The organism is Halanaerobium salsuginis (genome assembly GCF_900114545.1).
In the GTDB taxonomy this organism is placed as follows: domain Bacteria; phylum Bacillota; class Halanaerobiia; order Halanaerobiales; family Halanaerobiaceae; genus Halanaerobium; species Halanaerobium salsuginis.
Genome location: NZ_FOTI01000004.1, coordinates 42,032 through 55,243 on the forward strand (window position 1 = coordinate 42,032; position 13,212 = coordinate 55,243).

Consider the following 13,212-nt stretch of genomic DNA (forward strand, 5'->3'; position numbering starts at 1 on the left):
AATGAATGGAGCTTTAAAAAAAGATTTACTAAATATCCTGGCCCGGGAAAAAGAACTTTATCAGAGATTGTTTTCAATAGCTGAAACTAAAAAACAGGCTTTAATTGATAATGACTTAAATCAGATAGTGAAAACAGTTGAATCTGATCGAGAAGTAATTAAAGAAATTGAAGCAGCCGAAGCAGAGCGCAAGGCTAAAATAGAACTGATTAAAACTGAGTTTGAGCTGGAACTGAGTAAAGATTCCTACAGTGAGTTAATTGCTCATCTGCCAGCTGACTGGAAAAATGACTTAGAGCCTTTAAGAGCAGATTTAGTTGAACTAACAGATCAATTTCAGCAGCTGAATCATCAAAATGAACTGCTTTTAAAACAGGCATTAGAATTAAATAAACTATCTTTTGAAACTATTATGCAGAAAATTAAAGATCAAGATTCGACCTATTCACAGCAGGATAAAAACAAAAAAGAACAGCCAAGAATTATCAATAGACAAGGATAAAGGTGGGAATCAGATGAGTAATATCTTTAGTGGTTTAAATATTGGCCTGCGGGCACTGGAAACACAGCGTAAATCCTTAGATGTAACAGGCCATAATATTGCCAATGCTAATAATACAAGTTATAACAAACAGCGTGCGATTCACAAAGCTTCTACTCCCTATACCAGCCCGGCTCTGACCAATAGTAACTCAGCAGGTCAGATGGGAACTGGTGTTGAAATTTCTCAAATAGAGCGAGTTAAAGATCAATTTATTAATGCTCAGATTTTTAAAGAAAATCAGGGGGCAGGTTATTGGGAAGAACTACAGAGAGGTTTGGAAAAAGTTGAGTATATCTTCAATGAACCTTCTGAATCAGGAGTAGATACAGCAATTAATGAATTCTGGAATTCACTGCAAGATTTAAGTAATAATCCTTCTGATAGTGCAGCCCGCAACATGGTCAGAGAAAATGCCTATAATTTAATAGATTCAATGCAGAGTGTGGAAAATCAACTGCTTGATTATAAAGAAAGTATTAATGATAATTTAACTAATGCGGTTACAGATGTTAATGAACTATCAGCTAAAATAGCTAATTTAAATAAACAGATAGTATCGGTTAAGGGAAGTGGACAAAATCCTAATGATTTAATGGATGAACGCGATGCCCTTTATAAAGAAATGAACCAATTAATTAATGTCCAGGGGAGAGAAGATGCTCAGGGTAATCTGATTGTCTCGACTAATGGTTTACAGCTGGTTAATGGCTCAGATGCTTATGATCTTGAAGTTGTACCGGGTGAACCTGGTAAATTCAATGCCAGTATTATTCACAGTCGAACTAAAACTGAAATTGAACCTACTAATGGTAAAATGGCAGCCTGGTTAGAAATGAGAGATGAAAAATTAGATTTTTATAAAGGACGCCTTAATAAGATGGCTGCAACAATGGTGGAAGAATTTAATCAACAGCATCAGGCAGGTTATGATTTAAACGGTGATCAGGGGGCAAAGTTCTTTAAAGATATTAATCCCAATAGTACTAAAAGTGCAGTTGCTCAACTTGCTTTAACTGACGAAATTGCTGATGTAGCAACCGGTCTCGATAAGATTGCGGCTGGAAATGGTAGTGAATCCGACTCAGTAGTTAAAGTAAATACACTCGGTAATTCTCTAAATGGCAATTATGAAGTCGATGTTGTGCCAAATGGCAGTCAATATGACTTAATAGTTACTAATCCTGAAACTGGTAATACAACTACAGCTACAGTAGCACTGGGCGATAAAGTTGGCTTTACTATTGGAGCTAACGGTGACCTGACAGTTAATAACAGCAGTCCCGAGTTTGAACTTACAGCTCAAGGTGAAGGAGATTCTGAAGTAAGCCTGGAGTACAATAATGGTAGTGGAGCTAATGCTAATCAGCTGGCTAATCTTTTTGACAAAGGTGAAATAATAGAAGGAACATCAATTGAAAGTTATTTCCGGACAATTGTTACCTCAGTTGGAGCAGAGTCAAGTCGGGCCCAAAAGATGCAGGACAATCAAGACGTTGTTTTAAAACAGTTAGAAACTCTCGACCGCAGTGTTTCTGGTGTTTCGCTGGACGAAGAAATGGCTAACTTGATTAAGTATCAGCAGTCTTATGCAGCAGCAGCTAAATATATTACTAAAACAGATCAATTATTAGAAACACTAATGACTATAGTCTAAGCCGATAGGAGTGAATGCAATGCGAGTTACTAATTCAATGATGATCAGAAATATGCTGGATCATCTCGAAACTAATATGGGAGATCTTAACGATTTAAATGAACAGCTCAGTTCAGGCAAAGTTTTCCAGATGCCATCTGATGCTCCAATTAAAGTTTCAGATAGCATGAATTACAAATCACAGTTAAACCGGAACGAGCAGTTTCAGCGCAATGTTGGTCAGACTGAAAACTGGTTAAATACTACAGAGAGCGCTCTGAAAAGTGGAACTGAAGTAATTCAAAGAGCAAGAGAATTAACAATTAAAACTGCTAATGATTCTTTGACTTCTGGTGATCGAAAAATGGTGGCAAAAGAAATGAAAGAATTAAGAGATGAGTTAATAGATATTTCTAATGCTAAACTTGGTGATAGTTATATTTTTTCAGGTCAAAAAACAGATGCAAAACCTTTTGAAGTTGTTGATAATGGCATTGATAATTATGTGAAGTATAATGGAGATACAAGTAAGGTAGCCAGAAGATTAAATGAAAATGTAGAGATGGATATTAATCTTAATGGGCATGAGGTTTTTAAAGATGAAATAGAGAGCATTAATAAAATATATACTCAACTAGAAGATGAGAGTATTTCAGGTGAGGATATAGGTAATAACTTATCTGAAATGGATGATTCAATTAATAAATATGCTGAGTTAAGAGCAGAAGTTGGTGGAAAACTTCAGCGGACTGGAAATGTTATTGATAGATTAGAAGCGAATGAAATTCATATAAAAAGCTTAAAGTCTAAAAATGAAGATGCTGATCTAGCAGAAGTAATTACTAATTTAAAAATGGAAGAAACAGTTTATAGGGCTTCCTTAGCCTCTGGCTCAAGAATTATGCAGCAGTCTTTAGTAGACTTTATTAGATAAAAGTCATAATTTTAGTGGCTTTTATAACTATGGTTTAAAGATGACCATAGTTGTAATGGTTACTAAAACACCGTTGCTGGCAACACTATCGGCCGAAGTGTTGCTGCGGAGGTGCTCATATAACCAAAACAAATTAGAACAACTGGCAAGGATGCCAGGAACAACACAAAATTTCAAGGAGGAATAAAAAATGAGAATTAACACAAATGTAGCTGCGTTGAATTCATACAACCAGCTAAAAAACACACAGGGTAACTTACAAAAGTCTTTACAAAGATTGTCCTCAGGTAAAAGAATTAATGGTGCTGCTGACGATGCTGCTGGTCTTGCAATTAGCGAAAAGATGAATGCACAGACAAGAGGTCTTGCTCAGGCACAGAGAAACGCTCAGGATGGTATCTCAATGATTCAGACTGCTGAGGGTGCTCTTAAAGAAACTCATTCAATTCTACAGCGAATGAGAGAATTATCAGTTCAGGCTGCTAATGATACTAATACATCTGATGATCGTGCTGAAATTCAAAAAGAAATTTCTCAATTAACTAGTGAAATTGATCGTATTTCAAATACTACTGAATTTAACACAAAGTCTTTATTAAACGGTGATTTATCTTTTGAGTCTACACTTACTGCAGGTTCAACTAATATTTCAGAAGCAGAAGCTGTAGATAATTCCTTAACCACACAAACTTATGGTATAGAAACAACTTCTGTAAGTAGGACTACTGCTAATGTAACTGGAAAAGCAAGTGATGGAGTTAGTATTGCTGCAACAAATAGTGCTGAATTAGGCGAAAATACAGTTAAGCTTGAATCTGCTACCGATGGCACATCAGCTTTTGATGCGGTTCTTTATGATGCAGAAGGTAATGAACTTGCTAGAAATATTAATCAATCAGCAGGTGCCACAGCGACTGTTGGTGGTGTTACAATTGATAATACTGGTGATGGAACAAATTATGCTCAGGGAGATGAAGTAACATTTGATGCTCAAATGACAGCAACATTTGAAGTTACTGATCAAGCTGGTGACACTGTTGGTAATACTGTAACTGTAACAGATGATACAAGTGGTGAAGTAAATGTTGGTGGATTTAAACTTTCATTTGATGCCGAATTAGCTGCAGCTGCAGATGCAACAATTGATTTTGATGATGAAAAGGCTGCGAGATTTCAAATAGGTGCTAATTCAGGTCAGGCTACTAAAATGTCAGTTTCCGATATGTCTGCTTCAGCTCTTCAAATTGATAATTTAGACCTTACAGATCAAAGTGGAGCATCTTCTGCAATAAACACACTTGATGATGCAATAAAATATGTTTCTGCAGAGCGTTCTAAACTAGGTGCAGCACAAAATAGATTAGATCACACAATCAATAATCTGAATACTGCTGAAGAGAATTTAACAGCTGCTGAATCCAGAATATCTGATGTTGATATGGCTAAAGAGATGATGAGCTTTACTAAATCTCAGATCTTAAGTCAGGCTGGTACTGCTATGATGGCTCAGGCTAATCAGTTACCACAGGGAGTACTACAGTTACTCGGTTAATTTCTTGAAGAGAATAATATAGATATAAACTAACAATTAAGCCGGCCGGTTTTCCGGCTGGCTTTTTTTAAAGAAAGGGTGGAAGCTATTATGAAAGTAGATAGTGTTGAATCTCTTTCCAACCGTCAGATTCATAATAACAACAGCAATAATCAAAACACTAGAGTTAATAGAAATAATAATAGTGATCGCAAGCCTGAATCTCTTCGAGAAAAACAGCAATATTCAGAACAAGACCTTGAAGATGAAGTCAGAGAATCAGTTAAAGATGTAAACGAAATAGTAGATAAAGTTAAAGAAGGGCTTTCCTTTCAGATTCATGAAGATACAGAAAAGATGATGGTTAAGGTAGTTGATTTAAATACAGATGAAGTAATTAAAGAACTGCCACCAGAAGAGATGCTTGATTTACAAGCAAGAATTCATGAAATGGTAGGAATCCTGATAAATGAGACGGTTTAGAAAGAAGGTGTTATAAATGAGTGATTTAAGTCTTGGTGGTTTAGCCACCGGTATGGATACGGATTCAATAATAAAGCAGTTGGTTCAGTTAGAGCAGCGTCCAATATATAATTACCAGCAAGAAATATCAGAACTGGAGCAGACTAAAGGTGCCTGGAGAGACGTTAATAGCAGACTTGATAAGTTAGAGAATAGGATTACTGACTTAAAACTTTCTGCAACTTACAATTCTAGAACTGCTAATAGCAGTAATGAAGATGTAGTTACAGCAACTGCAAGTAATAGTTCTGATGAGGCTACTTACTCTGTTACAGTTAAAAGTACTGCTAAAGCTCAGCGTCTTGCAGGAAGCAAACTAGATGATTCTGAGACTGCTATTAAAGATCTTACAGGTTTTACTGGGATTGCTGCTGAAAATAATATTCAGATTAATGGAACTGAAATTACCATTAGTGAAAATGATACTCTGAGAGATATCAGTAATAATATTAATGATGCTGATGCAGGTGTTAAAGCTTCTATAGTCGATAACCATCTGGTATTAGAAACTAATGATACTGGTACCGAAAATGAATTGGTTGTAAATGATAGTATTGTTGATTCTAATGGTGTTTTAAAAGGTTTAGGTATTATTGAATTAGATGTTGACTCAAATGAAGTATTAGCTAATGAAGTTCAGACAGCTTCTAATGCAGAAATAGATATTAATGGGATTACAGGTATAACTAGTTCTAATAATACTTTTTCTGAAGCAGTAGAAGGTGTTACCTTTAATATCAATCCAGATGCTGTTGCTAATGATGGAACAGATACTGCTTTTTCCAGTGTTTCTGTAGCTAAAGATACGGGTAAAGCTACCAAAGCAGTTCAGGCATTTGTAGATCAGTATAACAGTGCAATGAGCTTTCTTGATGGTAAGACAGACTATGATGAAGAAACAGAAAAAAGTGCTGTTTTACAAGGTGATAGTACTGCTATGCGCTTACAGATGCGTTTAAGAGAACTTGTAACTTCCAAAGTAAAAGATAGTGGAGACTATAATACTTTAACTTCTGTTGGTATAGAAATCGATAGAGATGGAGTAATGAGCTTTGATAGTTCTAAGTTTACTGAAGTTCTTGAAAATTCTCCAGAAGAGGTAATGTCTATCTTTAATGCCGAAAGTGATTCTGATGGCTATGAAGGAATGGCTGTTAGAATGGATAGCTACCTTGATCAATTGATGCAGTCCAATACTGGTTTGATACCAAGAAGACTTGACTTCTATGATACCCGGATAGATGGATTAAATGATGATATAGAAGATGTACAGCGAAAGGTAGAAATGACTCGTCAGCGATATGTTGATCAGTTTTCTGCAATGGAAGAAGCTATTTCAGAAATGCAGAGTCAGCAGAGCTGGATGATGAGTCAACTTCAGAGTATGGGAGGATCTACTGCAACTAGTATGATGTAAATATGATAGTAATTAGTAAATTTTGAGGGGGTTGGTTAGCTAAATAGATACTGATCTCCTCTAATTGTTTCGGGAAGGAAAATATATTATGGAAATTTATATAAATGAAAATGTAATAGCAGAAGCTGTAACAGATAAAAACGATATTTTAAAATTGGTAGAATCAAAGCTAGAAAATGAAATAGTAGATACAATCCATCTGGATGAAGTTGAGGTTTCTTTAGAATATTTTCAGGAAAATGAGCTTGATCTAGAAAGAATAGATAAGATAAAGTTTGAAAGCAAAAAAGTTGAACAGCTAATAACTGAAACCCTTAAAGAAGCAGAAGACTATCTACCTAAATTAAAAAATGCTTTGAATAACTCAGCTGAGCTTTTCAAAAATGGCAAAGAAGCAGATGCTTCTGATCTGCTGGATAAGACTTTAGAGGGCATCCAGTGGTATCTGGAAGTAATCAATGGTATAATGTCCTTGATAGATAATGAAGAACTGAAGGATAAAAGTAATAAGATACTATCTGATTTTACTCAGGCACTAAATAGAGCTATGGTATCTCTACAGAATGAGAACTATGATTACCTGGGAGATCTATTAGAAGTAGAAATGGTAGAATATATTGATAAGTTAAGTGATTTTAATCAGGAATTATTAGAAGAATACTAAAAGAGGTGACCAAAAATGTCTGCTGTAGAAAAAACAAACTCTGTCCTAACCCAAATCAAAAATCTCCTTGTACAGAAATTAAACCATCCTGAAAAAAATGAAGCTCAACCAGAAAAAGGTGACAGATTTACCAAATCACAGCAGCCAGCCAAAGTCACCTATGACTTAGAAGACTTTGCAGCTTCTGATTCGATTAAAAGACCAATTAAAATCAACAACAGCAATAATATCTTTTTTATTAACCATAATAACCGCAATAGAGCTGTAAAAATTGATCCGGGAGAATATAATTTAACAGAGATTCAGGCTGCTATTCAGCAGCAGGTTAACGAAGAATTTGGGATCGGTAAGGTTAGTGTCAAGATGACTGCCTCCGGTTCAGATCGCTTTATCTATGCTGAAGATAAAAAAGAGGAACATGTTTTGGATGAGCAGGGTTAGACATACTAGAAGTTAAAGTATGAATAATTAGGAATGATAAAAATGCAAATAAAAGCTCATGAGCTGTTGAAGATAATAAAGAAATTGAAAGATGAAGTAAAGTCTAAACTAAAAATTTCTAAAAATAAAAGAACAGAAGTGAAAAGAAGGAAGAGCAAACTCACTGAAATAGAGTGGAAGCTGAGAAATATGAGAGCTACAGCAGTAAAAATAAGAGATGAAGAACTAACAGCTGAAGAGGAAAAAGAACTGCAGGAGTATTTTAACTATCTTAAAACTAAGGTAAAGAAATGTGAAGTTTTAGGTTAAGCTAATTATAAAATTTTATAATATTTGATAGATAAAGATAACCCCATTTTTTCAGTATAATTGCTGAGAGAATGGGGTTTTCTATGTCATGAAAGCCTTGAATGTTAGCGTTAGGGGACAAAAAATCTCACCTATCTACAAAATCCTACTTCTGAAATTCTTTTCTTGATCAATCCTCAATTCACCTAAGAAATCCAACCCAAACATCACTCTCCAGTTCAAACACCTAACTTTCCAATCCGCTCCACCAACCTAATTCTCTCTCCTAACAAAATAATAAAGTAAACGTAGACGTAAACAGTATACGTAGACGGTCTACGTAGGGAGAGGAGGAAAAGCAGTGCCTAAAAAAATAATAACAAATAAAACTGAAAGTAAGCTCGGTCCAAAAGTAATAAGTATTTCTAACAGGAAGGGTGGAGTTGGAAAAACTACTCTAACCACAGTCATGGCTGAGGAACTGGCCAATGCAGGATATTCAATAGTAATGCTGGACCTTGATTCACAGACTGACCTGACAGACATCAACCTGAGCCAGAATGAGGATAGTAATCTTTTCGATCTGCTAACCGGTCAGAAAGCATTGGAAGATGTAGTAACTGAGCTGCCCGGCAAAGGAGACAAGAAAATCATACCTGGGTCAGCTAGAGTAGATGAAATACAGACCGGTGTCAGCAACACTCTGGCAGAAATAGTAAAGAAGCTGAAGGAGACCTATGATTTTGTTCTCTTGGACCATCCACCGAGTCTGACTGAACTTTCTAGAGCTGGCTACATTGTCAGCGATGAGTTGCTAATCATTGCAGAAGCTCAGCAGCTTTCACTAAAGAACCTGATCAGTTTCCTGGTGGAGATAAAACAACTGCAGCTGGAGCCAGAAACTAAGCTAGAAGTTCTGGGAATAGTGGCTAACAAAGTGGATCTGAGAAGAAATCTGACTGAAAGGATGCTTGCAGAGTACGAAAGAACCTACCCGGATCTCTTCTTTAAGGAATACATCGGAGTAGATACAGCAATTCCCAATGCTCAATTCAACCAAGAAACAATGAGAGGGTTGCCCTGGAGAGCCAGAACATTGAGTCAATTTGAAAGAGTGATTGAAGAGATGATCCAGCGGCTGCAGTAGAAAAGACTAAAATTCTAGGGGGAGTTCTGATGCCTAAAAAAGTGAAGGTAAATAAACTAAAGTTGAAAAAGAAGTCGAAATTAAAAAACAATGATAAAGAAGAGGAAAAAGAGCTAGATTTGAAGGAGAAACTGAAAAAGCGAAGGGAAAAGAAAAGTTTTGAGGAAAAACACGTGAGAGTAACTACTTACCTTGAGAAATCACTCCGAGAGAAGATGGAGCTGCTGAAAGATAAAAATGTGATCGAGAGCTACACTCAGCTAGTGAATCTAGCCATAAAGCACTACATTGCAAAACATCTAGAATAAGACTAATGACCTATGCCTTTTTGATGAGGGCATAGGTCTTTTTTAGTAATAAAAAGGGTTTAGTAGATATTTCAAGAATTATATTATTGGTAGACTAAAAATAAAAGATCTAAGGACGATGTTATTTATGAGTTTAAATTATAGAGTGGGTAATTATTATAAAGCTAAAAATTATCTGGAAAGTGGATTCAATTTTCCAGAGGGAGAATATAAATTAAAAATTATAAGAGAAGGGTTCCCAGAAGATAATGTTAATGATGAAGATGAGCTAGTTATAGCAGAAGAACAGTGGTTGGAAGGTCTAGAAGGTAGTGATCAATATAAAACTGATTTAAGGGGTAACTGGTACTATTTTGAGTTTCCAATTAATGATGAAGGAATTGAGTATATGTGGGTGCCTGAGTCAGTTGTAGTGGAAGTTTTTGAGTGATACTAATAAAAATATTATGAAAGTAAACTTGAATTATTGGAGAAATTAATTTAGTAGCCTCTGACACTATGGTGTCGCAACAGTATGATATTTTATTATTGAATATATTTTTTATCTAAAAAGTAAAACTTAAATTTATTGAGAGAACTTTTTGATTATTAGAGTAGGTAATGAAATAAATAGTTAAAAATAACCAATGAAGAAGACGAGCAATTATAATATTATCTTAGGATGATTTTTAAAGGAGGAGCAAATTTAGAATGAGAACACTTAATGAAGCGGTCAGAGTTAGAGAAAGTGTCTTCGATAGAACAATGAAAGATGAGGTCTTGGATCTTTCAGACTTAAAAAATGGTAACATTGATCCTGAAAGATTTTTTAAAGAAACATTTATCACCGACAACATGGAAACAGTTTTTGATACTGCAATGAATAAATTTAGAAACAGATCAGGTAACAGTATTATTAAACTAACCCAGGCTATGGGTGGCGGTAAAACCCACAACATGATTGCTTTGGGATTATTAGCTAAATATCCTGATTTAAGGAAAAAGACTCTTGACGGTAAATATAATGATGTAGAAGGTGAGATTAGAACAATATCTGTTACAGGTAGAGAATCTGATATGAATTATGGTACCTGGGGAGAAATTGCAAAACAGCTGGGCAAAAAAGAGCAGTTTAGTGAATACTATTCTCCACTTCAGGCGCCGGGACAAACTGCTTGGATTAACCTCCTGGAAAGTTCTACACCTACTCTTATATTATTAGATGAGCTGCCGCCATATTTAAATAATGCTAAGACTAGAACTTATGGGCAGGGTACACTATTAGATATTGAAACAACTGCAATAGCAAATTTATTAAATGCTATAAATAAAAAAGAATTATCTAATGTCTGCTTAGTTATATCTGATCTTGAAGCTACATATGAGGAAGAATCAGAAATAATTCAGGGTATGTTTAAAGAACTCGATGGAGAAATAAATCGTTTTTCTTTAAATCTAGAACCTGTATCGAGCAACAGCAATGACCTTTACGATATTTTAAAAACTAGAATGTTTGAAGGCTTACCAGAAGAAGCTGAAATTAACAAAGTAGCTAATGGTTTTAAGAACAGCGTTAAAGAAGCTGTAGAAATGGGATATACAGATGAAGTTCCGAGTGAAATTGCTTCAGCAGTTAGAGATACATATCCCTTCCACCCTTCTTTTAAAGATTTAGTCGAAAGATTTAAGGAAAACCAGGGTTTCCAAAAAACTCGTGGTGTTATCAGGTTGACTAAGAAGATGCTTAAAGGTATTTTTAGAGAGTCAGACAAAGCTGATAATCTATATTTAATTAATCCTTATGATATTGATCTGAACAATTCTGAAATGGCTAATGAAATTAAATCAATTAAACCAGAGTTTACAAATGCCATAAGCCATGATATTGCCAATAACGGCCACTCTGTTGCAGAGAGGATCGACAAATCTACTGATTCTCAAGATGTTCAGGATGTTTCAAAACTGATCTTAATGTCCTCCTTATCAAAAGCTACTGAAGCAATAGTGGGTCTATCAGTGAGTGAGATCTTTACTTATCTTGTCGCTCCAAATAGAGATATCACAAAAATCAGAAGCGGTATTGAGGAATTACAGGAAAAAGCCTGGTATTTATATAAACACCATAACAAACTGTTTTTTAGACAGACGAAAAATGTAGTTGCAGAAATGCAGGATGAAATAAAAAATCTAAGCCGAAGTCAGGCTAAATTATATATTAAAGATTTACTCGAAGAGGAGTTTGAACCTAATGATAATGACTGCTATCAAAACTTAATGGTCTTCCCTTCAATTGAGGAGATTGAGTTATCTAAAGAAAAAGTTTCTTTAATAATTTCTGAACCTAGTGAGGGTAGTGATGGTCTAAAAAGTGAATTAAAGCAGTTTTTTGAAGAAGTTGAATATAAAAATAGAGTTATGTTTTTAACTGGTCAAAAAAATGTTATGAATAAGCTTTTAGAAACCGCGAAAAAAGTTAGAGCAATAAATAATATAATTGACAGAATGCAGGCCGATAATGTCAGCGACAGAGACAGTGAAATGCAGCAGGCTATGGATTTAAAAGATAAAACCGGAAACAGGCTTAATTCCAGTTTAAGAGAAACCTTTACTACTTTATATTATCCCAGAAATAATGTATTAAAAAATACTAATTTAATTATGAAGTTCTCTCAAAACAACTTTAATGCTGAAAAAGAAATTAAAAACACTTTAATCAGTGAAATGAAGTTTACTAAAGATATTGAGCCAAAGAAATTGCGGAAAAGATTTGATAAAATTATCTTCACTAGAGATAGAATGACCTGGAATGAATTAATTGAAAGAACTGCTACTGAAACAAGGTGGCTGTGGCATAAACCCGATGCTCTTGAGGAACTAAAGGAAGATTCTCTGCAGAAAGAAATCTGGTTTAAAGACGGCAACTATATTGATAAAACTCCTCCCAAAAAAGAAACTAATGTTAATGTTACTAAAATGAGCACTGTAAGTGAAAATGGTATTTCTACACTGCGCATTACTCCAGTTAATGCAGATGAAGTTTATTATGAGATAGGTCAAGAGCCGACTAAAGCTTCTAAAAAAGTAGAAAACTATAACTCATTTGAAGCAACTGATTTAGTATATTACTTTTTAGCAGTTGATTCAGATGGTGTTAATGAAACTGGGGATCCTGTAAGATGGGAGAATGATATAAATCTGCAGTATAAAGAGCTAACAATTAAAGGGAAAGATGCCCTAAAACTGCAGGCAACACCAAGTAATTGTGAAATCCGATATACTACAGATGGTGCTTCTCCAAAAGAAAATGGAGGCGTTTATCAAGAACCAATTATTATACCTGAAGATGCAAAATATATTCAGGCAGTTGCAGTAAATGAAGAACATGATATAACATCTGAGGTGCTGCAGTATAAAGTTTCAAATAAAAAAGTTACAGTTGATAAAGATAAGCCTGTCAAATTAACAGAAGCTCAAACTCCAAAAGGAACAAAAGCGACATATGAGGAACTTGAATTTTTAAATGAAACCAATGCCAGCTTTAAGCAGGCACAGTTTATTATCACCGGCCGAGGTAAAGCTGACTTTTCTTTGACTTTCATGATAGATAAAGTAGAAATAGATGATATGAATATGTTAGAAGATCAACTAAAAAATATTAAAGATAATTTTGTTGGAGAAAAGCCACATGATTTAACTGCTAACATAACTGGTATTAAATTTAAAAGCGGCAGAGATTTTTTAAGATGGCTTGAGAAAAATGAATTTAACCTAGAAATGTATAAAAATAGATTTAGTCAACATTAA

At 34.8% G+C, this 13,212-nt stretch carries 13 protein-coding genes; all 13 read left to right on the forward strand.

Features of this window, described 5'->3' with window-relative positions; translation table 11 throughout:
- The first annotated feature begins 1 nt into the window (after position 1).
- The 13 genes from BMZ74_RS02580 to BMZ74_RS02640 all read left to right on the forward strand — a co-directional run bounded on the left by BMZ74_RS02580 (position 2) and on the right by BMZ74_RS02640 (position 13,212).
- On the forward strand, positions 2 to 502 hold the full coding sequence (locus tag BMZ74_RS02580; RefSeq protein ID WP_089859230.1) for a flagellar protein FlgN: 501 nt from the start codon (positions 2 to 4) through the stop codon (positions 500 to 502).
- A 13-nt stretch (positions 503 to 515) separates the two neighbouring features.
- Entirely contained in the window at positions 516 to 2,198 is a 1,683-nt protein-coding gene (gene flgK, locus BMZ74_RS02585; protein ID WP_089859232.1) for a flagellar hook-associated protein FlgK, read from the forward strand.
- A 19-nt stretch (positions 2,199 to 2,217) separates the two neighbouring features.
- Positions 2,218 to 3,111 carry a flagellar hook-associated protein FlgL gene (gene flgL, locus BMZ74_RS02590; RefSeq protein WP_089859235.1) on the forward strand — a complete coding sequence of 298 codons (894 nt, stop codon included), beginning with the start codon at positions 2,218 to 2,220 and terminating at the stop codon, positions 3,109 to 3,111.
- Between the two features lie 190 nt (positions 3,112 to 3,301).
- Positions 3,302 to 4,663 (forward strand): flagellin N-terminal helical domain-containing protein, encoded by a 1,362-nt coding sequence (locus tag BMZ74_RS14745; RefSeq protein WP_089859238.1) that lies wholly within the window; start codon positions 3,302 to 3,304, stop codon positions 4,661 to 4,663.
- A gap of 90 nt (positions 4,664 to 4,753) precedes the next feature.
- Positions 4,754 to 5,125: a flagellar protein FlaG gene (locus BMZ74_RS02600; RefSeq protein WP_089859241.1), complete on the forward strand. Its 372-nt coding sequence runs from the start codon at positions 4,754 to 4,756 to the stop codon at positions 5,123 to 5,125.
- 16 nt (positions 5,126 to 5,141) lie between these two features.
- Positions 5,142 to 6,581, forward strand: coding sequence for a flagellar filament capping protein FliD (gene fliD / locus BMZ74_RS02605; protein ID WP_089859244.1), 1,440 nt, complete (start codon positions 5,142 to 5,144; stop codon positions 6,579 to 6,581).
- Between the two features lie 88 nt (positions 6,582 to 6,669).
- On the forward strand, positions 6,670 to 7,245 hold the full coding sequence (locus BMZ74_RS02610; RefSeq protein WP_143070136.1) for a DUF8042 domain-containing protein: 576 nt from the start codon (positions 6,670 to 6,672) through the stop codon (positions 7,243 to 7,245).
- 15 nt (positions 7,246 to 7,260) lie between these two features.
- Entirely contained in the window at positions 7,261 to 7,686 is a 426-nt protein-coding gene (locus BMZ74_RS02615; RefSeq protein WP_089859250.1) for a hypothetical protein, read from the forward strand.
- A 42-nt stretch (positions 7,687 to 7,728) separates the two neighbouring features.
- Positions 7,729 to 7,995: a hypothetical protein gene (locus BMZ74_RS02620; RefSeq protein ID WP_089859253.1), complete on the forward strand. Its 267-nt coding sequence runs from the start codon at positions 7,729 to 7,731 to the stop codon at positions 7,993 to 7,995.
- 340 nt (positions 7,996 to 8,335) lie between these two features.
- Positions 8,336 to 9,121, forward strand: a complete 786-nt coding sequence (locus tag BMZ74_RS02625; RefSeq protein WP_089859255.1) for a ParA family protein — start codon at positions 8,336 to 8,338, stop codon at positions 9,119 to 9,121.
- Positions 9,122 to 9,150: 29 nt separating this feature from the next.
- Positions 9,151 to 9,429, forward strand: coding sequence for a hypothetical protein (locus tag BMZ74_RS02630; protein WP_089859258.1), 279 nt, complete (start codon positions 9,151 to 9,153; stop codon positions 9,427 to 9,429).
- Between the two features lie 127 nt (positions 9,430 to 9,556).
- Entirely contained in the window at positions 9,557 to 9,859 is a 303-nt protein-coding gene (locus tag BMZ74_RS02635; RefSeq protein ID WP_089859261.1) for a hypothetical protein, read from the forward strand.
- 260 nt (positions 9,860 to 10,119) lie between these two features.
- Complete coding sequence (locus tag BMZ74_RS02640; protein ID WP_089859264.1) at positions 10,120 to 13,212, forward strand: DUF499 domain-containing protein; 3,093 nt, start codon at positions 10,120 to 10,122, stop codon at positions 13,210 to 13,212.